The 26,616-nt window shown below is 70.9% G+C and carries 22 protein-coding genes and 3 pseudogenes; 7 read left to right on the top strand and 18 right to left on the bottom strand.

Translation table 11 applies throughout. From position 1 onward, the window contains the following. Positions 1 to 69: 69 nt before the first annotated feature. From Q2K21_RS11955 to Q2K21_RS11935, 5 genes are all read right to left on the bottom strand, one after another. Positions 70 to 1,215: an ROK family glucokinase gene (locus tag Q2K21_RS11955; RefSeq protein WP_310769762.1), complete on the bottom strand. Its 1,146-nt coding sequence runs from the start codon at positions 1,213 to 1,215 to the stop codon at positions 70 to 72. 342 nt (positions 1,216 to 1,557) lie between these two features. Next, positions 1,558 to 2,370, bottom strand: a complete 813-nt coding sequence (locus tag Q2K21_RS11950; RefSeq protein WP_310769760.1) for an ATP-binding cassette domain-containing protein — start codon at positions 2,368 to 2,370, stop codon at positions 1,558 to 1,560. Beyond that, on the bottom strand, positions 2,367 to 3,470 hold the full coding sequence (locus tag Q2K21_RS11945; RefSeq protein ID WP_386275967.1) for an ABC transporter permease: 1,104 nt from the start codon (positions 3,468 to 3,470) through the stop codon (positions 2,367 to 2,369). The genes Q2K21_RS11950 and Q2K21_RS11945 overlap by 4 nt, the downstream gene beginning before the upstream one ends. Beyond that, positions 3,467 to 4,471, bottom strand: a complete 1,005-nt coding sequence (locus Q2K21_RS11940) for a sugar ABC transporter substrate-binding protein (RefSeq protein ID WP_310769758.1) — start codon at positions 4,469 to 4,471, stop codon at positions 3,467 to 3,469. The genes Q2K21_RS11945 and Q2K21_RS11940 overlap by 4 nt, the downstream gene beginning before the upstream one ends. Before the next feature lie 126 nt (positions 4,472 to 4,597). Beyond that, the gene (locus Q2K21_RS11935; RefSeq protein ID WP_310780880.1) at positions 4,598 to 5,347 is read right to left on the bottom strand and encodes a GntR family transcriptional regulator; all 750 of its coding nucleotides are present in this window, start codon (positions 5,345 to 5,347) and stop codon (positions 4,598 to 4,600) included. Positions 5,348 to 5,463: 116 nt separating this feature from the next. On the opposite strand from Q2K21_RS11935, the gene Q2K21_RS11930 reads away from it, so the two are divergent. Continuing rightward, positions 5,464 to 6,474, top strand: a complete 1,011-nt coding sequence (locus tag Q2K21_RS11930) for a Gfo/Idh/MocA family protein (RefSeq protein ID WP_310769756.1) — start codon at positions 5,464 to 5,466, stop codon at positions 6,472 to 6,474. A 374-nt stretch (positions 6,475 to 6,848) separates the two neighbouring features. Here Q2K21_RS11930 and Q2K21_RS11925 read toward each other — a convergent pair. Beyond that, positions 6,849 to 7,046: pseudogene (locus tag Q2K21_RS11925) on the bottom strand (cytochrome P450); the annotation flags it as partial. A 41-nt stretch (positions 7,047 to 7,087) separates the two neighbouring features. Then, positions 7,088 to 7,768: a response regulator transcription factor gene (locus Q2K21_RS11920; RefSeq protein WP_310769754.1), complete on the bottom strand. Its 681-nt coding sequence runs from the start codon at positions 7,766 to 7,768 to the stop codon at positions 7,088 to 7,090. Positions 7,769 to 7,880: 112 nt separating this feature from the next. Between Q2K21_RS11920 and Q2K21_RS11915 the strand changes: the two are divergent. Both Q2K21_RS11915 and Q2K21_RS11910 read left to right on the top strand, forming a co-directional pair. Then, positions 7,881 to 8,797 (top strand): annotated as a pseudogene (locus tag Q2K21_RS11915) (aldo/keto reductase); the annotation flags it as partial. Positions 8,798 to 8,897: 100 nt separating this feature from the next. Then, positions 8,898 to 9,335: a GNAT family N-acetyltransferase gene (locus Q2K21_RS11910; protein WP_310769752.1), complete on the top strand. Its 438-nt coding sequence runs from the start codon at positions 8,898 to 8,900 to the stop codon at positions 9,333 to 9,335. Between the two features lie 13 nt (positions 9,336 to 9,348). Here the strand turns inward: Q2K21_RS11910 and Q2K21_RS11905 are convergent, their stop codons facing one another. From Q2K21_RS11905 to allB, 6 genes are all read right to left on the bottom strand, one after another. Beyond that, positions 9,349 to 10,617 carry a sensor histidine kinase gene (locus tag Q2K21_RS11905; protein WP_310769750.1) on the bottom strand — a complete coding sequence of 423 codons (1,269 nt, stop codon included), beginning with the start codon at positions 10,615 to 10,617 and terminating at the stop codon, positions 9,349 to 9,351. Between the two features lie 478 nt (positions 10,618 to 11,095). Next, the gene (locus Q2K21_RS11900; RefSeq protein WP_310769748.1) at positions 11,096 to 11,491 is read right to left on the bottom strand and encodes a guanyl-specific ribonuclease; all 396 of its coding nucleotides are present in this window, start codon (positions 11,489 to 11,491) and stop codon (positions 11,096 to 11,098) included. A gap of 85 nt (positions 11,492 to 11,576) precedes the next feature. Continuing rightward, on the bottom strand, positions 11,577 to 12,482 hold the full coding sequence (locus tag Q2K21_RS11895; protein WP_310769746.1) for a DMT family transporter: 906 nt from the start codon (positions 12,480 to 12,482) through the stop codon (positions 11,577 to 11,579). A gap of 214 nt (positions 12,483 to 12,696) precedes the next feature. Beyond that, positions 12,697 to 13,521 (bottom strand): AIM24 family protein, encoded by an 825-nt coding sequence (locus Q2K21_RS11890; RefSeq protein ID WP_310769744.1) that lies wholly within the window; start codon positions 13,519 to 13,521, stop codon positions 12,697 to 12,699. A gap of 298 nt (positions 13,522 to 13,819) precedes the next feature. After that, positions 13,820 to 14,935 (bottom strand): allantoicase, encoded by a 1,116-nt coding sequence (gene alc / locus Q2K21_RS11885; protein WP_310769742.1) that lies wholly within the window; start codon positions 14,933 to 14,935, stop codon positions 13,820 to 13,822. A 273-nt stretch (positions 14,936 to 15,208) separates the two neighbouring features. Further along, a complete protein-coding gene (allB, locus tag Q2K21_RS11880) occupies positions 15,209 to 16,546 on the bottom strand; it encodes an allantoinase AllB (RefSeq protein ID WP_310769740.1) in 1,338 nt (445 codons plus the stop codon). A 335-nt stretch (positions 16,547 to 16,881) separates the two neighbouring features. Between allB and Q2K21_RS11875 the strand changes: the two genes are divergently transcribed. After that, positions 16,882 to 17,688, top strand: a complete 807-nt coding sequence (locus Q2K21_RS11875; RefSeq protein ID WP_310769737.1) for an IclR family transcriptional regulator — start codon at positions 16,882 to 16,884, stop codon at positions 17,686 to 17,688. Between the two features lie 249 nt (positions 17,689 to 17,937). On the opposite strand, the gene Q2K21_RS11870 is transcribed toward Q2K21_RS11875, so the two are convergent. Next, positions 17,938 to 18,225 (bottom strand): DUF5955 family protein, encoded by a 288-nt coding sequence (locus Q2K21_RS11870; protein ID WP_310769734.1) that lies wholly within the window; start codon positions 18,223 to 18,225, stop codon positions 17,938 to 17,940. A gap of 233 nt (positions 18,226 to 18,458) precedes the next feature. Here Q2K21_RS11870 and Q2K21_RS11865 point away from each other — a divergent pair, with 233 nt between their 5' ends. Both Q2K21_RS11865 and aceB read left to right on the top strand, forming a co-directional pair. After that, positions 18,459 to 19,058: a nucleotidyltransferase family protein gene (locus tag Q2K21_RS11865; protein ID WP_310769732.1), complete on the top strand. Its 600-nt coding sequence runs from the start codon at positions 18,459 to 18,461 to the stop codon at positions 19,056 to 19,058. A gap of 202 nt (positions 19,059 to 19,260) precedes the next feature. Next, positions 19,261 to 20,883, top strand: coding sequence for a malate synthase A (gene aceB / locus Q2K21_RS11860; protein WP_310769730.1), 1,623 nt, complete (start codon positions 19,261 to 19,263; stop codon positions 20,881 to 20,883). Positions 20,884 to 20,886: 3 nt separating this feature from the next. Here the strand turns inward: aceB and Q2K21_RS11855 are convergent, their stop codons facing one another. After that, positions 20,887 to 21,177: an Rdx family protein gene (locus tag Q2K21_RS11855; protein ID WP_310769728.1), complete on the bottom strand. Its 291-nt coding sequence runs from the start codon at positions 21,175 to 21,177 to the stop codon at positions 20,887 to 20,889. Then, positions 21,174 to 22,088, bottom strand: a complete 915-nt coding sequence (locus tag Q2K21_RS11850) for a HipA family kinase (RefSeq protein ID WP_310780876.1) — start codon at positions 22,086 to 22,088, stop codon at positions 21,174 to 21,176. The genes Q2K21_RS11855 and Q2K21_RS11850 overlap by 4 nt, the downstream gene beginning before the upstream one ends. A gap of 811 nt (positions 22,089 to 22,899) precedes the next feature. Here Q2K21_RS11850 and Q2K21_RS11840 point away from each other — a divergent pair. After that, complete coding sequence (locus Q2K21_RS11840; protein WP_310769726.1) at positions 22,900 to 24,813, top strand: TerD family protein; 1,914 nt, start codon at positions 22,900 to 22,902, stop codon at positions 24,811 to 24,813. Positions 24,814 to 24,857: 44 nt separating this feature from the next. On the opposite strand, the gene Q2K21_RS11835 is transcribed toward Q2K21_RS11840, so the two are convergent. Together Q2K21_RS11835 and Q2K21_RS35740 are read right to left on the bottom strand one after the other, a co-directional pair. Next, positions 24,858 to 25,928 (bottom strand): tyrosine-type recombinase/integrase, encoded by a 1,071-nt coding sequence (locus Q2K21_RS11835; protein WP_310780874.1) that lies wholly within the window; start codon positions 25,926 to 25,928, stop codon positions 24,858 to 24,860. Between the two features lie 216 nt (positions 25,929 to 26,144). Continuing rightward, positions 26,145 to 26,315, bottom strand: a pseudogene (locus Q2K21_RS35740) (ROK family protein); the annotation flags it as partial. Positions 26,316 to 26,616: the final 301 nt, after the last annotated feature.

Below are 26,616 nucleotides of genomic sequence, written 5' to 3'. Positions count from 1 at the left end.
CCCGGCCCTCCGGGGGCCGCGGGGGCTCGTCCGGCGGTGACGACTGACGCGGTATCGAGGCCGCGGCCGTCACAACGTCCCCTTGGTGGTGCGGCGGGCCTCCGCGTACCGCTCGTAGCGCTCGTACCGCTCCACGCGGCGTCGGTTGGCGCGCCTGAAGCGGCGGGCGACGAGCCGGGCGAGGTCCGCGGCGCCGACCATGCCGGCCTCGGGGCCGAGCTGGGCGCGGGTGATGCGGGCCTCGGGACGGTAGCCGCGGCCGGTGAGGTGGCGCTTGAAGGCGTCGCGGGCAGGGCCGATCAGCAGGTCGTCGGCGGCCGAGACGCCGCCGCCGATCACGAAGCAGGACGGGTCGAGGGCCGCCGCCAGGTTCGCGATGCCGACGCCGAGCCACTGGCCGATGTCCTGGAGCAGCTCGATGCACATCGCGTCGCCCTCGCGGGCCAGCTCGGTGATCATCGGGCCGCTGATGTCGGAGATGTTGCCCTTGACGTGCTCGATGATCCCGTAGGCCACCGGAGAGTCGGCGGCGGCCAGTTCCTTGGCCTCGCGGACCAGGGCGTTGCCGGAGCTGTACTGCTCCCAGCAACCGCGGTTGCCGCACGGGCAGCGGTGGCCTCCGGGCACGACCTGCATATGCCCGAACTCGCCGGCGACACCGAACTTGCCGCGCTTGACCTGGCCGTCCTCCAGGATGGCGCCGCCGATGCCGGTGCCGAGCGTGATCATGACGAGGTGGTCCTCGCCGCGTCCGGCGCCGAAGCGCCACTCGGCCCAGGCGGCCGCGTTGGCGTCGTTGTCGACCAGGACGGGGACGGCGAGCCGCCCGGCGAGGCGGTCGCGCAGGGGCTCGTTGCGCCAGGACAGGTGCGGGGCGAACAGGACGCGGTTGCGGTCCGCGTCCACCCAGCCGGCCGCGCCGATGCCGACGGCGTGCACGTCGTGCCGGTCGGAGAGGTCCAGGACCAGCTCGACGATGGTGTCCTCGACGACCTTGGGGCTCTTGGACTTGTCGGGCGTCTCGGTGCGGACCTTCTCCAGGATGTTGCCGTCGGCGTCGACGACGCCCGCCATCACCTTCGTACCGCCGATGTCGATGCCGACCGTGGGGACGCGTGGCGCCGTCAGATGGGAACGGCGCTCGCGCGTGCCTACGGTCCGCAGGACGGTGGCCCGGGCGGAGCCGCGGTGGGTGAAGTCGCGGTAGGTGCTCATCGTGCCCGATTCTGCCCTACGCCGCCGCGCGCTGCTCCGCAGGGTGAGCGGGAGCTGGGGGACGGGACATCTGCCGGGTGCGGGTGCGTCGTGGCCGTCGTGCCAGCGCTGCGGAGCCACGGCGCTCCGCAGCGGGCCGGGGGAGCTGCGGGCCGTCGAGACCCTGCGGGTCCGCGTCGGCCGGTCGCTCCCCCAAGTTCTCGGCTTCTCCCCCAAGCTCTCGGCTTCTCCCCCAAGCTCTCGGCTTCGCTCGAGCAGGGGGGACCCCCATGAACAGGGGGGACCCCCATCGCGGCGGAGCCGCATATCGGTACAGCCCCGCGCCCCTTGAAGGGCGCGCTCCTAACGGGCGTGCCCTTCAAGGTCGCGTTCCAGCTCGTGACGGAGATCCTCCAGCTCGTCGCCGCCTGCCATCTGGCTTGTCAGCTCCTCCAGGGTGATCTCGTCCCGCGTATGGCTGCCCACCATCGTGCCGCGCTTGAGCAGCACGAACCGGTCACCCACCAGGTATGCGTGATGCGGATTATGGGTGATCAAGACCACACCCAGGCCCGCGTCCCGTGCGGTCGCCACATATTTGAGGACCACACCCGACTGCTTCACGCCCAGTGCCGCCGTCGGCTCGTCGAGGACCAGCACCTTTGCCCCGAAGTACACAGCCCGTGCGATCGCCACACACTGGCGTTCGCCGCCCGAGAGGGTCCCGATGGGCTGGTCGACATCGCGCAGGTCGATGCCCATGCGCAGGAGTTCCTCGCGCGTCGTGCGCCGCATGAAGTCGACGTCCATGCGCTTGAAGGGGCCCACGCCCTTGCGCGGCTCGGAACCGAGGAAGAAGTTGCGCCAGACGGGCATCAGCGGGACCACGGCGAGGTCCTGGTAGACCGTGGCGATCCCGCGGTCCAGGGCCTGGCGCGGGGAGGACAGGCGGATCTGCTCGCCCTCGATGCGGAAGGTGCCCGCGTCGTGCTGGTGAAGGCCCGCGACGATCTTGATGAGGGTCGACTTGCCCGCGCCGTTGTCCCCGAGGACGCAGGTGATCTCCCCGGCGTGAACCTCCAGGGACACACCGTCGAGGGCGCGGACGTTGCCGTAGTGCTTGCCGACGTCCTCCAGATCGACGAGCGCCGTGCGCTCCGTGACATCCGTCGTCATGTCGTGGCCTCCGCACGCTTGCGGACCCAGGCGTTGAGCAGGGTCGCGAGGAGCAGCATCGCTCCGAGGAAGAACTTGAACCAGTCGGGGTTCCACTGGGCGAAGACGATGCCCTTGCTGGTCATGCCGAAGATGAACGCGCCCACCGCCGAGCCGACCGCTGAGCCGTAGCCTCCAGTGATCAGGCAGCCGCCGATGACGGCGGCGATGATGTAGATCAGCTCGTTGCCGACGCCCTCGCCGGACTGCACGACGTCGTACGAGAACAGCAGGTGCTGCCCGGAGATCCAGGCGCCGAGCGCGACGCCCATGTAGAGGCCGATCCTGACCCTGTGCACCGGGACGCCGACGGCGCGGGCCGCGTCCTTGTTGCCGCCGACCGCGAAGATCCAGTTGCCGGAGCGGGTGCGCAGCAGGATCCAGGAGGCGAGGGCGACCAGGGCGCACCACCACAGGATGGTGACCTTGAAGGCGACATCGCCGATTGTGAGCGTGGAGGCGAACACTGCCCTGGCCGAGGAGAAGCCGTCCATGTCGGAGATCGACTTGGTGGAGACGGTGTCGCTGATCAGCTTGGTGAAGCCGAGGTTCATACCGGTCAGCATCAGGAACGTACCGAGCGTGACGATGAAGCTCGGCAGTCTCGTCCGGGTCAGCACGAAGCCGTTGAAGGCGCCGATCGCCAGCGTGACCAGCAGGGACACACCGACGCCGACCCACACGTTCGCGGTCATCCGGTAGCTGAACATGGACGAGATCAGCGCCGACGACGTCACCAGGACGCCGGCGGAGAGGTCGAACTCGCCGCCGATCATCAGCAGCGCGACCGGAACGGCCATGATGCCGATCGTCGAGGCCGCGTACAGGACCGTGCTGAGGCTGGAGGCCCGCAGGAAGCTGTCGGCGGCGATCGAGAAGAACAGGAAGACGGCGAGCGCTCCGACCACGGAGCCCAGCTCGGGCCGGCCGAGGAGCCGCTTCAGCGGCGAGGTCCTCAGCAGCCGCTCGTCCGCCTGCTTGCGCGGATGCGTCTCCGGGTGATTTTCAGGGTTTTCTCGAGGTTGCTTTTCCGGCGTGGACGCCGAGGCCGTCACGGTCATCGCGTTCCCCGCTTCGTGAACGCCTCAAGGGCCGCGGCCTGGTCCTTGGTGACGATCTGCGGCCCGGTGAGGACCGGCTTGCCGCCGCCCAGGTCATTGGCGTTGTACTTGTGGAGCCAGAGCTGGTCGACCGCCTCGTACCCCTGGAGGTAGGGCTGCTGGTCGACGGCGAAGCCGAGGGTGCCGTCCTTCAGCTCGCCCGCCACCTTCGCGTTCAGGTCGAAGGTGTCGACCTCCGCCCGGCTGCCGGCGTCGGACCTGGCCTTCACCGCGGTGTCGGCGTAGGGAGCGCCAAGGGTGACCACGGTGTCGATGGACGGGTCCGCCTGGAGCCTGGCCTCGATGGCGGACTGCACGTCCGGCATGTTGGTGCCGTTGACGTAGAGGTTCTGCACAGTGCCGTGGAAGGTCTTCTTCACGCCCGCGCAGCGCTGTTCGTGGCCCACGTTGCCCTGCTCGTGCAGCACGCACAGGGCCTTCTTCCTGCCACGCTCGTCGAGCTCGTCGCCGACGGCCTCGCCGGCGACCGTCTCGTCCTGGCCGATGTGGGTGAGCGCGCCGAACGCCTTGGACTCGGCGGAGCCGGAGTTCACCGTGACCACCGGGATGCCGGCCTTCTCCGCGCGGGCGACGGCGGCCTTCATCGCGTCGGGCTTGGCGAGGGTGACGATGATGCCGTCGACCTTCTGGTCGACCGCGGCGTCCACGAGCTGCGCCTGCTGCTGGGCCTCGGCGCTGTGCGAGTACAGGAAGTCGATGTTGTCCTTGACGGCGGCCTGCTTGGCGCCGCTCTGCACGATGTCCCAGAAGGTGTCACCGTCGCCGGAGTGCGTGATCATCGCGAAGGTCCAGCGGGGCGTGTTCACCGCGGCCCGGCCCTGGGCGGAGGCGACCGCGCGGGCGTCCTCGGCACGCTTCCCGCCGTGGCTGCTGCACCCCACCAGCAATACTCCTAGCACTGCTAGGAGCGCGATGGTTGCCGAGGTTCGAGTCCGTGCCACGAAGCCGTGCCCTTCATGCGTAGTTGCTTTGAACTACCAAGTATCGCCGACCGTTGATCGACGCCGCAGGTCAGGGCCCTGTTGGGGGGCGGCGCGGCGCGCGGCACGGTGCGCGCCCCGGTTTCCTCAGGAGCGTACGAGCAGCTGAAACTCGAACGAGTAGCGCGAGGCGCGGTAGGTGTGAGTGCCGAACTCGACGGCACGACCGGTGTCGTCGAAGGTCGTGCGCTGCATGGTGAGCAGCGGGGCACCCTCGGGCTCGCCGAGCCGTTCGCCCTCGACGAGGGTGGCCGCCCGGGCCCCGATGGACTGCCGGGCGCTGTGCAGGGTGATACCGGCGGCGCGCATCAGACGGTAGAGGCCGGTCGCCTCCAGCTGCTCGGTCTCCAGGTCGAGGAGGCCGGCCGGCAGGTAGTTGCACAGGTACGCCATCGGCTCGCCGTGCGCCAGGCGCAGCCGCTCGACGCGGTGCACCTCCATGCCCTCGGGCACGCCGAGCGCGGCGGCGACCTCGGCGGAGGCGGACACGAAGGTGTTCGTGAGCACTCGGGTCGCGGGGCGCTGGCCAGCCGCCTCCAAGTCGTCGTACAGGCTGCTGAGCTCCAGCGGACGCTTGACCTGACTGTGCACGACCTGGGTGCCGACGCCGCGGCGGCGCACGAGCAGGCCCTTGTCGACGAGGGACTGGATGGCCTGACGGACGGTGGGCCGGGACAGGCCGAGCCGTCCGGCCAGCTCGATCTCGTTGCCCAGCAGGCTGCCCGGGGTCAGCGCCCCGTGCTCGATCGCGGCCTCCAGCTGCTGGGACAACTGGAAGTAGAGCGGCACCGGACTGCTCCGGTCGACGCTGAGCTGGAGCGAGACGGTCGGATCCACATCTGGTTTCGGCACGGGGCGAGCGTAGCTCCGGCACCTGTTGACGGGAAGTTGTGTAGTCCGGTTGTCCGGACAATCCATTGACACAACGGGGGGTGCGCCCTCAGGTTGTTCCCATGCGCATCGGACTCATCGGAGCGGGTCGTATCGGGACGTTCCACGCGACCACGCTCAGCCGCCACCGCGAGGTCGGCTCGCTCATCATCACCGACGTCGACACGGCCCGGGCCAACGAGCTCGCGGACGGTCTCGGCGCGACGGCGGCGCCCGGCGTGGACGAGATCTTCACCTGGGGCGTGGACGCCGTGGTCATCACGGCGGCGACCTCGGCCCACGCCGAACTGATCGGTCGGGCAGCACGCTCCGGGCTCCCGGTGTTCTGCGAGAAGCCCATAGCCGTCGACCTGCCGGGCACACTGTCCGCGCTCGCCGAGGTCGACGCCGCCGGAACGGTTCTGCAGATGGGCTTCCAGCGCCGCTTCGACAAGGGCTACGCAACCGCGCGGGAAGCCGTACGCTCCGGCCGGCTCGGGCGGCTCCACACGGTCCGCGCGATGACGGCCGACCAGGCGCCGCCGCCGGCCGCGTATCTGCCGGTCTCCGGCGGCATCTACCGCGACTGCCTCGTGCACGACTTCGACATCCTGCGCTGGGTGACCGGCCAGGAGGTCGTCGAGGTGTACGCGACCGGGTCCGACGCCGGCGGGGCGATGTACCGCGAGGCGAACGACGTCGACACGGCGGCGGTCGTCCTCACGCTGGCGGACGGCACGCTGGCCACGGCGACGGCGACGCGCACCAACGGCGCGGGCTATGACGTCCGCATGGAGCTGGCGGGCGAGCTGGACACGGTCGCGGTCGGCCTGGACGACCGTACGCCGATCACCTCGACCGAATCGGCCGGACCGCCTCCGGCGGACAAGCCGTGGACCGGCTTCCTGGAGCGGTTCGCGCCCGCGTACGAGGCCGAGGTCGCCGCGTTCGTCGAGGTCGTGCTCGGTGAGCGCGCCAACCCGTGCGACGGCCGCGAGGCCCTCCAGGCCCTGCGTATCGCCGAGGCCTGCGAGCTCTCCCGCCACGAGCGCCGCCCGGTGAACCTCGGCGAGATCGCGGGCATCCGCGACTGACCACACCCGGCCGGGCCTCTCACCGCGCGCCGTGGGTCGTGAGGGTGTTCCCCGCGCGTGGGGCGTGGGGTTCTACGGGAATCCGCGCACCGGACCTCGCCGCGCACCCAGCCCTGCCGGAGGGACAGATCCGGGGCGGGGTTCCGGCCGCGGCGGCGGCCCTCGGGGCCGTACCGGGTCCGGCCCGGACCGGGCTTGGATCGGGCTCAGACCCGGCTCAGACCGGGCTCAGACCGGGCTCGGCCCAGGCTCGGACCGGGTCCGGTCCAGGCTGGGACCGCCGCACCCTCACCCGCCCGCCCGGTCCGGGCCGGTGCTCCCGGCCACCATGCCGCGCCCCCGCACCCGCACCCGGCCGGCGAGCCGCACGCCCCCTACCAGCGCACCGACAGGCTCCGAACTCCCCGCATGAGCATCCCCGGCAGCCAGGGTCCCGGCGGACCATCCAGGGACAGGTCCGGGCAGCGGTCCAGCAGAGCGCGCAGGGCCGTACGTGCCTCCAGGCGGGCCAGAGATGCGCCGAGGCAGTAGTGGATGCCGTGCCCGAAGGCGAGGTGGCCCTGCGGGGCGCGGTCTCGTCCCCCTCAACCGCCCCAACGGGCGGCGCCCCGGATCAGTGCCCGCCCTCCCCGTCCTCCTCCAGAAGTCCCGCGTCGTACGTCAACAGGGCGATCTGCACACGGTTGTTGAGGCCGAGCTTGGCGAGAGTGCGGGAGACGTGCGTCTTGACCGTGGCGACGCTCATGAACAGCCGGGCCGCGATCTCGGCGTTGGAGGCTCCCCGGCCTACGGCGACGGCGACCTCGCGTTCGCGGTCGTTGAGGGCGGCGATCCGGCCGCGGGCGGTGGCCCGCCGGTTGTCGGGCCCGGTCCCGGCGGCGTGCGCCATCAACTGGCGGGTCACGGCGGGCGAAAGGACCGGGTCGCCGGCCGCGACGCGCCGTACGGCGTCCAGGATCTCGGCGGGCGGGGTGTCCTTGAGCACGAACCCGGCGGCGCCCGCGCGCAGAGCCCGCAGCACCTGCTCGTCGGCGTGGAAGGTGGTGAGGACCACGACCTCGGGCGCGTCCGCGCGGCGGCGGACCAGCTCGGTGGCGGTCAGCCCGTCGACGGTCGGCATCCGGATGTCCATGAGGACGACGTCCGGCCGGGTGCGGTCGACGAGAGCCTCGACCTCGTTGCCGTCGGCGGCCTCGCCGACGATCTCGATGTCGTCGGCACCGCCCATCATGAAGGACAGTCCGGCCCGCACGAGGGGGTCGTCGTCGACCAGGAGCAATCGGATCGCGGTCATGCCCATACGGTAGTGATCCCTCTCCGGGCCGGTTTCGGGGCGGAACGCCAACAGTGCGGCGGCCCGCACCGGAAACCGCCCCTCACGATCACACCGACCCACGAAAAATGCCGTGCGTTACAAACTGTTGGGCCGGACCGGACTGCGCGTCTCCGAGCTGTTCCTCGGCGCCATGACCTTCGGCGAGCAGGGCGGGGTCGGCGCACCCAAGGAAGACTGCGCGCGGATCCTCGGCGCCTACGAGGAGGCCGGCGGCAATGTGATCGACACCGCCATCAACTACCGGGGCGGGGAGAGCGAGTCGATCGTCGGTGAACTGCTCAAGGGGCGGCGCGACCGGTTCGTCCTGTCCACGAAGTACACCGTCTCGCGCGACGGCACCGATCCGAACGCCGCGGGCAACCACCGCAAGACCCGACGCTGTCGCTGGAGACGAGTCTGCGCCCGCTCGGCACCGACTACGCCGACGTCTACTGGGTGCACATCTGGGACCGCAATACGCCGGTCGAGGAGACCCTGCGCGCGCTCGACGACGCCGTACGGTCCGGGAAGGTGCTGTACACCGGCATCTCGGACGCCCCTGCGTGGGTGGTGTCGCGGGCCAACACCCCGGCGGAATGGCGGGGCTGGACGCCGTTCTCCGCGCTCCAGGTGCCCTACAGCCTGCTCAACCGGGACGTCGAGCGTGAACTGCTGCCCATGGCCGAGGCATTGGGGATGACCGTGGCGGCTTGGAGTCCGCTGCAGAACGGCATCCTGTCCGGCAAGTACAGCCGGCCGGGCGGGGTGGAACCGGGCATCGCGACCCGGCTGACGGCCGAGGCGATCGGCGAGCGCGAGCGGGCCGTGGCCGAGGCGGTGCAGTCGGTCGCCGACGAACTCGGCGCGTCCGCCGCGCAGGTGGCCCTCGCGTGGACCATGGCCGGCTCCCCCGCGGTGCACCCCGTCCTCGGCGCCCGCCGCCTGGACCAGCTCACCGACAACCTCGGCGCGGCCGAACTGACGCTGCCCGCCGACCTGGTGGCCCGCAGCGCGTGGTGCCGCGTACCGGCCAGAGCGGCATGTGAAGGGCCGTGGTCCCCTGCCGATTTCGGTTGACGGCAAAGGACACGCCCGGTTTCCTGCTGCGATGCCGAACCTTCGCTTCGAAGAACCGTACGACGACGCCCGACTGGAGGACTGGCGGTACGTCCACAACGAGATCATCCCGGCGGACCCGCTCTCCCTCGACGACGTACGCGAGCGTGTGACGCGCCATCATCTGGAGGTCGTGTACCTGGGCGACGTACTGGTGGGCTGTTCGACGGTGCGTCCGCCACAGGACGACTCGGCCACGGCGATGGTCATCGCGCGCATCCTGCCCGCCCACCGCGGGCAGGGGTTCGGCGGGCGGCTGTACGAGCGGGGCCTGGAGCGGGCGCGGGGGCTCGGCGCCGAGGTGATCGAGACGATCGTGCTCGGCACCAACGTGGACGGGCTGGAGTTCGCGCGCAGACACGGTTTCGTCGAGGTCGACCGCTATGTGGCGGACGTGGACGAGACGTGGCACACGATGCGGCTGACCTGAGCCGGACGTCAGGTCAGCCCGGCCACGGCAGTCGTGCGTGCACCCGGAAGCCGCCGTCGGCCTCGATGCCGTGGTCGAGGGTGCCGCCGGCCAGGGTCGCGCGTTCGGTGAGGCCGATGAGGCCCTGGCCCGACCCCGGGACGTGCGGGACCTCGCCCGGTGGCACGGGGTTGTGCACGGTGACGGTGAGTCCGTCGCCGGGCGCGTTCGTGACCGTCACCGTGACCTCGGCTCCGGGGGCGTGCTTGCGCGCGTTCGTCAGGCCCTCCTGGGCGATGCGGTACGCCGTGCGGCCCACGGAGGCGGGCACGGCCGCGGGATCGGCGACCCGGAGGTCGAGGACGACCTTCATGCCGGCCTCGCGGGACTCCGCGACCAGGGAATCGAGCGCGGCCAGGGTCGGCTGGGGGCGGCCGGCGTCGTCGGAGTCGCCGGCCCGCAGCACACCGATGATCTCCCGCAGGTCCTGAAGTGCCTCGTGCGCGCTCTCCCGGATCACCCCGGCCGCCCGCGCCACCTCCTCCTGGGGCGCGTCCGGGCGGAACTCCAGGGCGCCCGCGTGGACGCTCAGCAGCGTCAGGCGGTGTGCCAGGACGTCGTGCATCTCGCGCGCGATCGCCTCCCGGGCCAGCCGCTGGGCCTGCTCGGCCCGCAACGCCGCCTCCGTCTCGGCTCGGCGTGCCCGGTCCCGCAGGCTGAGCATGAGCTGCCGCTTGGAGCGTACGAACAGGCCCCAGCCGACGACCGCGGCGGTGAGCAGAGCGGTGACGGCGACCGAGGCGAGGTAGGGCATGTCCGGGTCCGGGCGCAGCCAGAAGAACAGCGGGAGCAGCGCGAGTTGGACGCCGCTCAGCCAGGCGGCGTACTTGAACGGGCGATGCACTGCGACGGTGAACAGGGCGATCATGCCCGCGCCGCCCGCGGTGTTGGACACCAGGCCCACCGGGAGCATCACCACCGCGAGCCCTAGCGGCCAGCGGCGGCGCAGCCAGACGGCCGCGCAGGCGAGCCCGCCGATCCCCAGGTCGGCGACCGCGAGGGCGCGCGGGATGTGGGTATCGCCGTGCACCGAGACCCCGGCGCCGAACGCGATGACCACGGCCAGCAGGAAGCATCCGACGTCCACCGCCCAGTCGCGCACGGTACGCCGGGGTCGCCGCCGGCCATCGCTCGCCTCGGGGTCCAGCTCCGCGATGACGGCGGAGGGCAGGAACCATCGCCGCCGGGGAAGCCCGTACGCCACCGCCGGACGCACCGGCTCGTCTCCGCTCACGGTCGACAAATCTATGCGCGGACGGCCGGGGGCACCTCCCCCGCGACCGTGATCCGCGACCAAAGTCGCGGCACCGCAGACTTTCGGCGCGGCCGCGCCGGGCGGCGCGGGACTTCAGTATCGGACATGGCCGTTCAGTATCGGACATGGCCGCTGGACACGGCCGTCGGATGCTTCTGCCCGATGCTTCCGTCAGACGCGGCCGTCCGACACTTCCGTCGGACACAGCCGACTGGCACTTCCGTCGCACGCTTCCGTCAGACACGGCCGACTGGCACTTCCGTCAGACGCTTCCGTCAGACACAGCCGACTGGCACTTCCGTCGCACGCTTCCGTCAGACACGGCCGACTGACACTTCGGTAAGACGGCCGCCTGACACTTCCGTCGGGCTCGGCTCGCCCCGCGGCCGATGTGGGGAGGCCGCGGGGCGACGGGGGCCGGGGTCCGGCTGAACGCGGACCGGACCCCGGCTGTTCGCGCGTTCGCTCAGCAGCCGAAGTCGATCAGGTCGAACGTCGCGTAGTGGTCGGAGGTGTAGTAGTCCTCCTCGTACTTCTGGCCGGTGACGATGCGGCGGGCGCCGCGCGTCGAGGAGCCGGGCGTCTTGACCGTGTACTCGTGGTAGTAGCCGGTCCGCTGTGTGGGCAGGACGCGTTCGCGGTTCTGGAAGACGCTCCCGTCCTGGGAGTACGGGAAGGGGCCGTCCGACGCGATCAGGTCGAACGTGTCATAGGCCTGGGACGGCAGGTCGCTGTAGCAGATGCTGCCGACGGAGGTGGCGGCGGCGTCCGCCGTGCCGGCGGAGACGGTGCCACCCACGAGGAGGGCGGACAGGAGAGCGGCTGCGGAGCCGATGCGAGTGATGCGTGGGGGGAATCTCATGGCCTCATGATGACGCGCGTAGACCATGGCATGTCAATGACAACTCCAGAGATTTTCCCGTCAAGTACGTTGAATTTTCAGGAAGTTAACCTGCCGCCCGCCGCCCCCACGCCGTCCCCACCAGCACCAGCGCGCCACCCACCAGGCCGAGCACGCCGAGCCGGTCGCCGCCGAGCGCGATGCCGGCCGCGGCGGCCCACAGCGGCTCGGTGCCGAGCAGCAGGCCGACCCGGGACGGCGAGGTCCGCCGGACGGCCCACATCTGCACGAAGAAGGCGAAGACCGTGCAGAACGCGGACAGGAACAGCAGCCCGGCCCACTCCCGCACCCCGAAGCCCGCGGCCGTCCCCCACGGCGTCGTGTCGGAACCGGCCGCCAGGGCCGCGAACACCGCGACCGCGGTGCCGAGCTGAACGGTGGTGAGCGGCAGCGCGTCGGCGCCCTGTACGGCCCTGATGCGGGCCATGGCGAGGACGTGCAGGGTGCGGGCGAGCGCAGCGAGGAGCATGAGGAGGTCACCGGTCGTGGGCCGGGTGAAGCCGCCGCCCTGGGTCAGCAGGACCACGCCGAGCACGGAGACGGCCGCCGCGCCGAGGAAGGCGCGCGACGGCCGGGTGCGGGTCACGGCGGCCTCGGCGAGCGGTGTGAAGATCATGGTGAGGCTGATGATGAGGCCCGCGTTGGTCGCCGAGGTGTGGACGACACCGTACGTCTCCAGGAGGAAGATCCCGCTCAGGATCACCCCCAGGAGTCCGGCCCCACGCCACTGGGCGGCGGTCAGGGCGCGCAGCGAGCGCCACCCGGCGGCGACCAGCACCGGCACCGCCAGGGCGAAGCGCAGGACGAGCACCGCGATCACCGTCCGCGGGGTGGTGATGTCCTTGGCGGCGAGATAGCTCGCGCCCCACACCACCGCCACCAGCAGGACGGGCAGGTCGGTGCGCCAGGCATGGCGGGGCGCGAGGGCGCCGGGTACGGCGATCGAGGACATGGGAGCGGCTCTCCGGGTCTCCGTCGGATGTGCGGAGACGGCGGCGGCTCCCACGTGGAACGCTCACCGTACCTACGCGGATGATCTCCGGCCAGACGTTTCCGGGAGCTCGTCCCAGCCGTACCGCGCGAGCCGTACCGCGCGCGGCCCGCCAGGTCAGGGTGCCTAGGTCCTCGTCGCCGTGCGGGACGCTCCCGCCGCCCCGCTCATCGCCTCACCCGGCGTGTGTCGAGAACAGTCCTCCGGTCGGCCCCTGCTTGTCGCCGCCCTGCGCCTTCTTGAGGGCGTTGGCGAGGCTCTCGATGGTGAGGGACTGGAGGATGACCCGGCCGTTGCCCTCCAGGGTGGCCAGGGACAGGCCCTCGCCGCCGAAGACCATGTTCATGATCCCCTGGCGGTTGAGGCCGCCGACGCGCTGGACGCCGTACTCGATGCCCTCCTCGAAGGCGACGACGCACCCGGTGTCGACCTCTACGCGGCCACCGAAGTCGGCGGGATTGAGGTCGATGAAGTTGCCCGCGCCGGCGATGATCACGGTCCCGTGCCCGGTGAACTTCTCCAGGATGAAGCCCTCGCCGCCGCTCATGCCCGTACGGCCGCCCTGGAAGGCGATGCCGAAGTCCACGGTCGACTCGGCGGCCACGAAGGCGTCCTTCTCCGCGAACCACGCGCGCGTGCCGTCCAGCTCCAGCGCGCGCATCTCGCCGGGGAGCACGCCCGCGAAGCCGACGGTGCCCTCACCGCCCTGCGCCGTGAAGTACTGGAACGCCAGCGACTCGCCCGCGAGCGCGCGCTGGCCGACCTGCATGGCGGTGCCCATGGCCTGGCGCAGGAAACCGCCCATGCCGCCGCCCGCCGCGCCGCCCTGGGACTGCTGGCCTCCGCCGTTGGACGACGGGCCGGAGAGACGGGTCTCCATGGTCACGTTCGTGGTCTTGAAGAGGAACTTGCCCGCCTCGCAGTACACGGTCTGCCCGGGACGCACGTTGACGACCGCCATCTGCATGGCGTTGCCGACGATTTCTTGCTGAAGAGTCACGCGGGGAGAACGCTGCGGACGGGCGGAAGAGTTCCACGGACGGCCGAATTCCGGACGACCGACCGACGTCGCGCGTGCCTGCTGCCCTGCGGGTCGGTCGTCCGTTCGCCGTCGGCACCCCCTGCCCGGCCTGGCGGCGCCCCTGCCCGACCTGGCGGCACTCCGCCCGGAGGGGCGCGGGACGCTCCGGTGCCGTCAGGCGGGCGCGCCCCAACTTGGGCGGGCGGGGGACGGCGAGGAGTGGATCACCGTCGCCTTTCAGCATCGAGGAAGCGCGACGCTCGAACAGGACAGCACGTCAGCCGCCCAGCTCCTGGTGCCGTGCCGCCAGACGCGACGCGCCCTCCTCCGTCAGGGAGCCGTACAGGCGCAGCCGGGAGATCCCGCCGTCCGGGTAGATGTCCACGCGCGCGTGCGTGCCGACGGCCGGTGCGGGCAGGACGAAGCGGTGGTTCGTGTCGGGCTGGAGACGGGTGCGTGGGAGGACCTCGCGCCACTCGCCGTCCTCGCCGTCCTTGACCGAGACCGACGCCCAGCCCGCCGCGTTCCCCTTCAGATACGCCGTGTCGATCTCGATCGCCCGGATCTGCGAACGGTCCACCAGCCGGTAGCGGATCCAGTCGTTGCCCCGGTCGCGGCGGCGGCGCGTCTCCCAGCCGTCGTCCATCTTGCGGGACCGCCCCGGCTGAATGGTGTTCGTCGCCGGTGAGTAGAAGAGGTTCGAGGCGTCCTCGACCCGGCCGCCGTTCTCCAGGGCGACAACGTCGAAGGTGCCGAGGACCTCCAGCCACGCCGGGTCGGGGGCCACCTCGCCGTACGCGCGCAGACGGGCGATGCCGCCGTCCGGGTGCTGGTTGACGCGCAGGTGCGTGAACCGCCGCTCGACCGATACGGCGAAACCGTTCGCCGCGTGCCCGCCCACCGCCGTGCGCGGCACCAGCGTCGTCCACTTCACGTCGTCCCCGAGGAGCTCCTCCGGGGAAGGAGAGCCTGGCACCGACGTGCCCTCGATCGACACCGCCTGCGGGTAGTTGCCGCGGAAGTGGGCCGTGTCGACGACGATGCCCCGGACGAGACCCGGCGCGCCGAGGCGTACCAGCGCCCAGTCGTGGTCCTGCGCCGTCGGCCAGGGATGCTCGGCGCAGGCGCCCCGGCGGCGGCGCGTCTCCCAGCCGTCCATGATCTTGCCCTTGTGCCCGAAGTGCTCGGGATCGAACGCGGCCCGCTCGGGCACCAGCAGGTTCTCCCGCTGGGCGAAGAACTCGTCGTTGGCGGCGATGACACCGGCGCCGAGCCGGCGGTCGGCGAGGTTGGCGTAGTGGGTGAAGGGGAAGTCGGCGGTGCGGTAGTCCGCGTACGGGTCACCGCCTCCGTAGGGGTTCGCGTCGCCGGTGAAACTCGGAATCGCCGTCACGGTGATCAGGGGTTCCTTTCGGGAGTCGGCCGCTGCGGGCGCGGGATGGCGGTTTGCCGACGGGGTCTAGGTCCTGTCGTCAAACTCCCGTCGTCCGCCGGGAGGGCGGGCCCTGCGGCGTCAGGTGCGTGCTCTCGGCGTGCCGGGTGCAGCCCCTCGTACTGGATGTACTTGGGGGTGCGCCCGGTGCGGCGAGTGGGGGTCCCCCCTGCTCGAAGAGCTTGGGGGAGCGTGCATGGCGTCGCGGGGCAGACGGGAGTTTGACGACAGGGCCTAGGGATGCCGGGTGAGCAGGCGGCCCCGCGGCTCGGTGAACTCGCCGTCCGCCACGATGCGCTCCCCGCGCAGCCAGGTGGACCTCACGACGCCGTACAGGGTCTTGCCCGCGTACGCCGTGACGCGGTTGCGGTGCTGGAGGGCCGCGGGGTCCACGGTGAACGTCTCGTCGGGCGCGAGGACCGCGAAGTCGGCGTCGCGGCCGGCCTCGATGGCGCCCTTCCGCCCGAGACCGGCCAGCTGCGCCGTACGCGTCGACATCCAGCGGACCACGTCCTGAAGGCCGTGCCCGCGCCTGCGCGCCTCGGTCCACACAGCCGCCAGGCTCAGCTGGAGACCCGAGATGCCACCCCAGGCGGTCGCGAAGTCGTCGGTCTTGAGATCGGCCGTCGACGGCGAGTGGTCGGTGACCACGCAGTCGATCGTGCCGTCCGCCAGTGCCTGCCACAGCAGGTCCTGGTTGGCGGCCTCGCGGATGGGCGGGCAGCACTTGAACTCGCTGGCGCCGTCCGGGACTTCCTCGGCCGTCAGGGTCAGGTAGTGCGGGCAGGTCTCGACCGTGACGCGCACGCCCTCGGCCTTGGCGGCGGCGATCAGCGGCAGTGCGTCGCTGGAGGACAGATGCAGCACGTGCACACGCGCGTCGAGGCGCTTGGCCTGCGCGATGAGGTGCTCGACGGCTCTGTCCTCGGCGTCGCGCGGACGGCTGGCGAGGAAGTCGGCGTATCTGGGGCCGCCCTGCTGCGGGGCGGTGGCGAGGTGGTGCGGGTCCTCGGCGTGCACGATGAGCAGTCCGCCGAAACCGGCGATCTCGGTCATCGACCGTTCCAGCCGTTCCTGGTCGAGGTGCGGGAACTCGTCCACGCCCGACGGCGAGAGGAACGCCTTGAAGCCGAAGACGCCCGCGTCGTGCAGCGGCCTGAGGTCCTTGACGTTGTCGGGCAGCGCGCCGCCCCAGAATCCGACGTCGATGTGGGCCTTGCGGACCGCTGCCTCCCGCTTCGTACGGAGGTTGTCGACGGTCGTGGTCGGCGGGAGCGAGTTGAGTGGCATGTCGATCAGCGTGGTGATGCCGCCGGCCGCCGCCGCGCGCGTGGCGGTCCAGAAGCCCTCCCACTCGGTACGGCCGGGGTCGTTGACGTGCACGTGGGTATCGACCAGACCGGGCAGCAGGACGTCGTCGCCGAAGTCCTCCACACGGGCTCCGGACGGTACGTCGGCGTCGTACGGCAGTACGGCCGTGATCTCGCCCCCGGCGACCGCGACCGACGCGGCGCGTGTCCCATCGGGAGTGATGACGCGCGTCGAGCGCAGGACCAGTTCGGCGTCGGACACCCGGACCCCTCTCTCCCACCGTTTTACTTCCGGGAAACGGGATTTACTCCCCCGTAACGGATTTCAACGTTCTGTTGAAGGAGTCTTCACTCCCGCCCCTCCGCCGTCAAGGGCACACTTCCCCCTGAGGCTCGAAAGGCGCCCACTCTGGACGTTTCCACAAAGCGGAATTAGAATTCCAGCACACAGAACATAGCTCCGCACGACCAGGGAGTCGCACGACCAGGGAGTCACACCACCAGGGAGTCACACCACCAGGGAGTCACACCACCAGGGAGTCGATCGACTGCCGGGTAGGCTTCTGCCCTTCCCGCCAGTCCCGAAAGGAACGCGCCGTGTCGACGTCGACGTCCAGCGCCAGCGACGCCCCCGCCAAGTCCGCCGGCGGCGGTGGCGTCCAGTCCCTTGAGCGTGCCTTCGACCTGCTGGAGCGGATGGCGGACGCGGGCGGCGAGGTCGGCCTCAGCGAGCTGTCCACGAGCAGCGGGCTTCCGCTCCCGACCATCCACCGCCTGATGCGCACGCTCGTGGCCTGCGGTTATGTGCGCCAGCAGGCCAACCGGCGCTACGCCCTCGGCCCCCGGCTGATCCGGCTCGGCGAGTCGGCGTCCCGGCTGCTCGGCGCCTGGGCGCGCCCCTGCCTCGCGCGCCTGGTCGAAGAGACGGGCGAGACCGCGAACATGGCGCTGCTCGACGGCGACGAGATCGTGTATGTCGCGCAGGTGCCGTCCAAGCACTCGATGCGGATGTTCACCGAGGTGGGCCGGCGGGTGCTGCCGCACTCCACGGGCGTGGGCAAGGCACTGCTCGCCAACGCGCCGGACGACGAGGTACGCGCCCTGCTCGCCCGGACGGGCATGCCCGCCGCGACCGAGAAGACGATCACCACGCCCGACGCGTTCCTCGCCGCCCTGGAGGAGGTGCGCCGGCTCGGATACGCGGTCGACGACAACGAGCAGGAGATAGGGGTCCGGTGCCTCGCGGTGTCCGTGCCCGACTCCCCGACGGCCGCGGCGATCTCCATCTCCGGTCCCGCGGGCCGAGTCACGGACGCGGCGACGGAGAAGATCGTGCCGGTGCTTCAGCAGATGGCGGCGGAACTGTCGCAGACGCTGGCGAGTTCGGGCGGCCCAGCCACCTGATCCGGCCGCCGGACAGCCCGGCCCACGCCCTACGGCGAAGGGGCCGACCCGCACCCCGCGGGTCGGCCCCTTCGCCGTACCGTCTCAGCGCGCAGCCCTCGACCTCACGGCCGGGAACTGCCGCCGCCCGGTCCCGGACCGCACGCGCCGCACACACGGCTGGTGGCCGCCCTCGTACGACCCCGGCCCGCACGCGCCGCATACACGGCCGGTGGCCACCGCACGGTCCCGGACCGCACGCGTCGTCGGTCAGGTCCGTGGCGGCTCCCCGAACAGCTCCACCGCGCTGCGGACGTCCGACAGACTCCTGCCCAGGGCGCTCACCGAGCCGATCGCGCCCGCGATCAGCAGCAGGGAGCGACGCAGGCGCGGGATCTCCGGGATGCCGCTCACGGCCATCGCGGCGAGCGCGGCGAGTTCGTCCTCGGCAATGGCCCGGTCGGAGAACTCCGCGGGATGCGCGGCGAGTTCCCGGCGCAGCCGGGACACCGCGGTCCGCAGTTCCACCACCCTCGGATCCTCGTCGCTGCCGGTCACTGGCCTCTGCCCCAAGCTCCGCAACACAGCTCTCCCCCCTCGCACCCCTTCGCGCGCCTTCGCACGCCCTCGTGCGCACGGCTCGGTACGTCGCCCGGTGCCCCTTGGCGTTGGTCGGGCGCCGGGGGACGCGGGCAAGTAAACGCCACCCGGTGCGCCGGGCGCCACAGTGGGGACGCAAATTCAGCCCATGGAAACCGTGCGGCCTACGCGGCGTCCGGTATGCAGGACGTATGACGCCAAATGAAGACCAGGTCGTCGGGTTGCTCCTCGCGGCAGGCGGCGGGCGACGCCTCGGCGGACGGCCCAAGGCACTGCTCCCACACCGGGGTCGGCCGCTCGTGGAGTACGCGGTGGGGGTCCTGCGTGCGGCCGGATGCCGCCGCGTTCATGTGGTCCTGGGGGCGGCGGCCGATGCCGTACGGGCCCAGGCGGACCTCGACGGCTGCGTTCTCGTGGACAACCCGGACTGGGAGGGGGGCATGGGCTCCTCGCTGCGGGCCGGGCTCGACTCGCTCGCGGGGACGGGCGCATCCGCCGCCCTCGTCTCGCTCGTCGACCAGCCCGGTATCGGCCCGGAGGCGGTGGCCCGCATCCTCGCCGCGTACCGGAACGAGACGTCGCTGGTCTCGGCCGCGTACGCGGGGGTGCGGGGGCATCCGGTGCTGTTCGGCGCGAGCCATTGGGCGGGCATCGCGGCGGTGGCGACGGGCGACCGGGGGGCCCGCGCGTACCTCAGGGCGCACGAGGACGCGATCACGCTCGTCGAGTGCGGGGACGTGGCACAGCCGTACGACATCGACACGGAGGGCGACTTGGGCCACCTTGAGTGAACGAGGTGGCACCGAGCGCCACCTTGCCTCGAAGCAGAGAGTCTCGACGTCAACAAATCATTGAACTTCCACCATGAGGAAACTAGTATCCACTGCCCAGAAGTGTCTGGCCGCTCACCAGGCGCAGTCAGCCGCATCCGGCCCCCATGGCACCGAGTGCCGCCGTGCACTCATGTCCGCTCGCTGAAGGAAGTGACAGCTCATGTCCGCACCAGCGCCGTCCCCGGCGGCCGTCGTCGACGCCGAGCCCCTGCCCCGGCAGGACGAGGTCCTCACCGACGCGGCGCTCGCCTTCGTGGCCGAGTTGCACCGGCGGTTCACTCCCCGGCGTGACGAGCTCCTGGCCCGCCGCGCGGAGCGCCGTGCCGAGATCGCCCGTACCTCGGCACTCGACTTTCTTCCGGAGACCGCGGCGATCCGCGCGGACGACTCCTGGAAGGTGGCCCCCGCACCCGCGGCCCTAGACGACCGGCGCGTGGAGATCACCGGCCCCACCGACCGCAAGATGACCATCAACGCGCTCAACTCCGGCGCGAAGGTGTGGCTCGCGGACTTCGAGGACGCCTCCGCGCCCACCTGGGAGAACGTGGTCCTCGGCCAGCTCAACCTGATCGACGCCTACACCCGGACCATCGACTTCACCGACCCGGCGAGCGGCAAGTCGTACGCCCTGCGTCCGAACGAGGAGCTGGCGACGGTCGTCATGCGCCCGCGCGGCTGGCACCTGAACGAGCGCCATCTCCAGGTCGACGGGCAGCAGGTGCCGGGCGCCCTCGTCGACTTCGGCCTGTACTTCTTCCACAACGCCCAGCGCCTGCTGGACCTCGGCAAGGGCCCGTACTTCTACCTCCCGAAGACCGAGTCGCACCCGGAGGCCCGCCTCTGGAACGACGTCTTCGTCTTCGCGCAGGACTACGTCGGCATCCCGCAGGGCACGGTCCGCGCCACCGTCCTGATCGAGACGATCACGGCGGCGTACGAGATGGAGGAGATCCTCTACGAGCTCCGCGATCATGCCTCCGGGCTGAACGCGGGCCGCTGGGACTACCTCTTCTCCATCGTCAAGAACTTCCGTGACGGCGGCCCCAGGTTCGTCCTCCCGGACCGCAACGCGGTCACGATGACGGCCCCGTTCATGCGCGCGTACACCGAACTCCTCGTCCGCACCTGCCACAAGCGCGGCGCGCACGCGATCGGCGGCATGGCGGCGTTCATCCCGTCCCGGCGCGACGAAGAGGTCAACAGGGTCGCCTTCGAAAAGGTCAAGGCGGACAAGGACCGCGAGGCGCACGACGGCTTCGACGGCTCCTGGGTCGCCCACCCGGACCTGGTGCCGATCGCGATGGCCTCCTTCGACGCCGTGCTGGGAGACCGGCCCAACCAGAAGGACCGGCTGCGCGAGGACGTCGACGTCAAGGCGGCCGACCTGATCGCCGTCGACTCCCTGGACGCCAGACCCACGTACGCGGGCCTCGTCAACGCCGTCCAGGTCGGCATCCGTTACATCGAGGCCTGGCTGCGCGGCCTCGGCGCGGTCGCCATCTTCAACCTCATGGAGGACGCGGCCACCGCCGAGATCTCCCGCTCCCAGATCTGGCAGTGGATCAACGCGGGCGTCGAGTTCGAGAACGGCGAGAAGGCCACCCCCGAGCTGGCCCGCACGGTGGCCGCCGAGGAACTCGCACACATCCGGGACGAGATCGGCGAGGAGGCCTTCACGGCCGGCCACTGGCAGCAGGCCCACGACCTGCTGCTGAAGGTGGCCCTCGACGAGGATTACGCGGACTTCCTGACCTTGCCCGCGTACGAGCAGCTGAGGGGCTGACGCTCACTTCTCCGAGTGGCCCAGGGGCTTTCCCGGGGCCACTCGGTCGCGTACGAGGCGCTTCACGGCCGTCGGCTCCGGGAAGCCCTGCTCGCGCCGGTCCCAGACGACCTCGTCGTTCACGCGGACGACGAAGACACCGCCCTTGCCCGGCTTCAGGGACAGCTCCGTCAACTCGGTCTCGAACGTCGTGAGCAGCTCCTGCGCCAGCCAGGCCGCGCGGGGCAGCCAGCGGCACTGGGTGCAGTACTCGATCTGGACGCGATGGATCTGCGCCGTGGGGGTCTGCGTCATCCGAGGTGCACCGACCAATCCTGTCGTGCCGCCGGCTTGCCGTGCAGGTCCGGGACCCGCTTGAGCCAGTCCGGCCGGCCTTGCTGTGTCCGTGCCGCCCGCAGGGCCTCCTCGGCGGCGAGTTCCTCCCGGGTGGGGAAATCGGTGGGCAGCCAGGACTCGGACGCCTTCACCCGGGCCGAGAGGTAGGCGACATACGCGTCCCGGACCTCGCCGGGCGTCGCGAAGCCCGGCTCACCGGCCAGCCAGGCGTCCGGCACCTCCTCGGTGACCTCGCGCAGCAGCTCCTCGGTCACCTTGGGCGCGAGCTCGGCCTCGGCGCCCCGCATGTCCGGGGTGTAGTGCCCGAGGGCGTGGTGGCGGAAGTCGTACGCCTTCTCCGGGGCGGAGGCGTCCCAGCGGTGGTGGAAGACGAGGGCGGCACCGTGGTCGATCAGCCACAGCTTCGGGGGTGCGGTGCCGAAGGTGGGCCAGACCATGAGGTTCGAGCTGTGGACCGTGCGATCGACGTTCACGGTCAGGGCGTCGAGCCAGATGACCCTGCCCGCCTCCAGCGGGTCGACCGTGCAGGCCTGGGCGACCTCCGGGGTGAAATCCCGCGCCCCCGGGAGACAGTCCATGCCCAGGTTGAGGCCGGGGCTCGCGTTCAGCAGGTCGCGCACCTCCTGGTGCGGTTCGTGCGCGGCGATCTCCGGGTCGAAGTGGGCGAGGACCAGCTCGGGGACGCGCAGCCCGAGCCTGCGGGCCAGCTCGCCGACGATCACCTCGGCGACCAGCGCCTTCACGCCCTGAGCAGAGCCGGTGAACTTCACGACGTACGTTCCGAGGTCGTCGGCCTCGACGACTCCGGGCACGGAGCCGCCGGAGCGCAGGGGTTCGATATAACGGGTGGCGGTGACCTTTTTCAGCATCTTCCGAGGACCCACGGATCGTTTACCTTACATTCCACGGCCAGCTCCAAGATGGTGCACTCTGGCGAAACCTCCCCGATCAGCGCTGGGGAGAACTGGGGAGTTTCGACCGGCATCCTCGTCCCCTCTCTCCCCCAGCAGTCCGTCAATGGCGGTGCGCCCCTTGCTTCCGGCCTCCGGCATGAAGTGAGCATAGTAACCAAGCGTGACAGCCGGAGGACGAGTGCCCGAGCCATCGTGCCAACGTCACCACGGACTCCCCTGCTTCCAGCATGATCGAGGCGTAGGTATGCCGCAGCACGTGGAAGCCGTCCTTCGGCGCCGCCTCCCGTTGCCAGTCCTTCGCGCCCTTGGCGCGCGGCGGAATGATGCCGGCCTTGGCCAGAGATCACAGTGGGATCGCCTGTTTGGCAGCCACCGAACAGCCATCAGCGGCTCGCCGTCGATGCCCGAACCCGCCAAAACAAAGCAAGCGCCTTCTAAGCGCTTGGCCGCAGGTTCGAGTCCTGCCGGGGGCGCCCAGTCTCCGCCCTCCCATCGGGAAAGCGTTTTCGCTGGTCAGAGGCCCTTTACAAGGATCGTCGGAGCAGCTCCCCGTGCGCGGGTGGACCCCCGGGCGGAGTCGGTTGGTGTCCGGCTGGAGACGATTTCGTCCGGCCCTCGGCGGGTGTCCTTCCCGAAAACGTCCCGAAGTTTCGGCGCGGTCTCTCTGCAGTCGCCGCGGGCCGACCACGTCGCCACAACCGAATAGGTGAGGGCAAATCGGCATACAGGTTGAGGGAGCGCTGGATATCAGATCATCCTTGCCGCCATGAGTCTCGTCTCCACCTCCTTCGATGCGTCCGACAGGGGCGACTACGCACACGACTGGGCCTTGGTTGATGTGGAGACGTCGGGCCTCATGGCCCGGCGAGATCGCGTGCTCTCCGTCGCGGTGATCACGATCGGTCCGGACGGCGAGCAGACCGGGGAGTTCTCGACACTGCTCAATCCGGGCTGCGATCCGGGACCGGTGAGGGTGCACGGGCTGACCGTCGAGCGGTTACAGGGGGCGCCGACCTTCGACCAAGTCGCCGGGCGGATCGGCGCGATGCTTCAGGACCGGGTCCTGGTGGCCCATAACGCCCAGTTCGACTACGACTTCCTGGCCTACGAGTTCGCCCGTGCGCGGATGTGGCTGCCGGTGTCGCAGCGGCTGTGCACCCTGGCTCTGAATCGCCAGGTGGATCCACCGACGGGCGACATGAAGCTCGGCACCCTCGCCGCTCATTACGGCGTCCCCCAGCAGCGGGCGCACGATGCTCTGGACGACACTCGTGTGCTGGCCGGGATCCTGCGGGCGTCGCTGCGCGAGGCAGCGCGGCTCGATCTGCCCCTGCCGCTGGTGACCTGCCCGCCCCGGGCTGAGTCGCAGTTCACGCCGAAGCCGCCGAAGACTCCCTGCGCCTACCGCAACCCGGGACGGCCGACTCCCGGCGGGCCTCTCCGGCAGGGGATGAAGGTCGCGATCACCGGTGAGACTGCCCATGCCCGGGCGGAGCTGGTGGGGCGGGCGGTTGCCGCCGGGCTGAACATGATGACCTCCGTCAGCCGGCACACGAGCGTGCTGGTCACCAATGAACCGGCGTCCGGTTCGGCGAAGGCCCGACGCGCACTCGCCGAAGGCGTGCCGGTCATCGACGAGCACACCTTCCTGCGGCTGCTGGCCGACGTACGGCCGGGAACAGCGCATGAGGCGACGGCCGTCGCTGTCGCCCCCGCGGCTAAACCGGAAGCAGAACCAGTCGCCGGGCCCATGGAGTTGGCGCCCACCACAACCTCTGCCGCACCCGTCCCGGAAACAGCAGATCTCCCCACGGCCGCCCCCGATGTGCCAGCACCCGCTCCGCGACGACCGGAGCCCTCCGCCGGCACCTTGGACAAGCCCCTGGCCGGGCGTCGCGTGCTAGTGGTCGGCGGTGTCCATGCCGATGCCGCAGCGGCCCGTACCCGCATCGTCGAGCTGGGCGGGTCCGCGGCAATCAACCTGTCCGCCGGCGTCACCGACGTCGTACTCCTGGAGGGAGGGCAGGGCGACCGGCGAATGAGCCGCATCACCGCCCTCGAACTCCCCGTGCACGACCTCCACTGGCTCACCGCTCCGACCGCCACCGCACCGGCGGCCGCGACGACACTCCGGACCCAGGAGCCGCACGTGATGCCAAGAGGCGGCGTCATCGACCTGCCCATGCCGCACGGCAGACCCGCGCCCGAGTGGTACGTCACCGCCAGCTGGGCCCCGCAGACCGACTACGAAATCGACGTCGTCGCCTTCCTCCTCGACGAGGACGAACAGGTCACCTTCGACGAGGACTTCATCTTCTACGGAGCTCCGGAGAGCCCTGCCGGAACCGTGCGACTGCTCACCGGCGGCCCGGCCGAACAGACCATCGCCCTCGACCTGGCTTCCCTGCCACCCGCGACGCGCAAGGTCGTCGTCGCTGCCGCCATCGACGGCGCCACCACCTTCGGGACGGTCGGTGCGATCCAGATCGGTGCGGCCCCCGGCAGCAGCGGGGCACCGCTCGCCCGGGCAACCCTGGACGCCGCCACCACCGAACGCACCATGCTGCTCGCGGAGATCTACCGCAGGGGCCCGGTGTGGCGCCTACGCGCCGTCGGCCAGGGCTACGACCACGGCCTCGACGCCCTCGCACGCGGATACGGCGTCGACATCACCGACTGAACGCCGGCGCCGGGATCGAAGATCTGCGCGTCCCTGCGCCCGGTTCAGGCTCGGCGACGCGGTGCGGGCGTGGATCCAGGCTTGGGCACCGGCATGCTCGGGGCCGGCCCGACGGGCAGTCGCTGGGGGCCTTCGATGCGCTGCTGGAGCTCGGCGAGCTGGCCCGTGATGCAGCGGGCGTAGGTAGCGAGCAGGACGGGGACACTGTTGCCAGCCCACTCGGCGACCTGGGCGGGTGGGATGCCGTTGTTGAGCCAGGTAGTCAGGCAGGTGTGGCGCAGGTCGTAGACGCGCTTGCCCACGGGTGACTCGTGTTCGTGCTCCGGCAGGACCGCCTTGCGGGCCTTGTTCCAGGCACGGCGGAAGACCGATCCGGCCAGCAGCCCGCCCTTTTCGCCGGGGAAGAACAGGTCGCCCGGTTGGATGCCGTCCCTCTTGATCAGGTCGCGAAGGACAGCGACGAGTGCCGGGTGGGCGGGGACGGGGCGGGTGTCGCCCTCGGCGCGACCCTTGAGATCGCGGGTCTCATGGACGCGGCCGTCGTCGGTCCACTGGCTGCCGACCTCGGGCTCGGCGGTGTGGACGAGCAGCTCGCCCCAGCCCTCAGCGGGCAGTGTGGCGGCGCTGACGCGGAGGGCTACGGCCTCCTCCGGCCGCAGACCGGCGTAGTACAGGGTGGCGAAAAAGGCGTGGAGGCGGTGGCCGGTGCGAGGGCGGTCGGCGATCCAGGCCAGGAGGCCGGCAACCTGACCCGGATTGAGCAGCGACCGCTTGTCGACAGCCTCGGCCACCTTCGGGGCGGCGCCCTCCTCCTTTCCCTTCGGGAGCGGGTTGGCGGTGAGGATCTTCTGCCGGACGGCGTACTTCATCGCCACGTTGAGGATCCGCTGCTCGCGCTTGACGGAGCTGGCGGCGGCCGGGCTACCGTCCAAAAGTGTGTCGAGCGCGTGCAGGACGGCGTCGACGCGTTTGGTGCCCTCCCAGGCCGTCATGGGCAGGGAGTTGCGGGCTATCCACGACAGGACAGTGCGGACCTCGGGCGGCGCCTCGTCGCGTCGGAGCTTGTTGAAGGCGTACTCGCGCAGAGAGCGCGCTCGCCGAATCCTTCCGCGCAATGCTGCGCGTAGCCGCGAACAACGGCGAACCGTTCGACATGGACACCGGCCTACTGGGCGTCGGTGAGGATCGGGTCCTCGGGCGCGGCACGGACGGGGCAGTGCCGGCCTCGGCGTCGGCACCGTGGGCCTCCAGGTCGCCGGGGGCGTCGCACCAGCCCAGCAGGCGCAGGTTCCCGATCTCGCCGGCGGCGCCGTTCGGTCCCGGTGCAGTCGTCCGCCGACGATCATCCCGGCACCGGTGCGCCGGCCGGCGAGGATGTACACGACATCGTCGATGTGGCGGGCGCAGCCGCGCCAGTGCTCGGCGAGGGTGGCGAGGTTGGCGTCATTCTCGGCGTTCACCTGGCAGCCGAAGCGGCTGGCGAAGTAGCCGCTGAGGTTCACTCAGCTTCACGTACTGCCCGGCCAGCCGCCCGTCGTCGCCGAGTTCGTGGAGTCGTCCTTCGACGTCGTGCGCGCCAAGCGATTGGGTCGGCACCGGCAGCTTCCACCTGACCGGCCTCTCCGACCGCGACCCGCAGCACAAACTGCCGGTCGTCGAGCAGCTGGAGGCCGCGCTCTACACCGACGCCCTGGTCACCCTCGCCGCCACGCGCACCTTCCCGGTGAAGTAGCCGCCCTCGGGGACGCTGATGAGCGCCATGCATCACGGCGTCCCCAACCGGCATTGGACCGCCCCGGAGCC

This window comes from Streptomyces sp. CGMCC 4.7035, from assembly GCF_031583065.1.
In the GTDB taxonomy this organism is placed as follows: Bacteria; Actinomycetota; Actinomycetes; order Streptomycetales; family Streptomycetaceae; genus Streptomyces; species Streptomyces yaanensis.
This window is presented reverse-complemented; position numbering and strand designations above follow the sequence as displayed.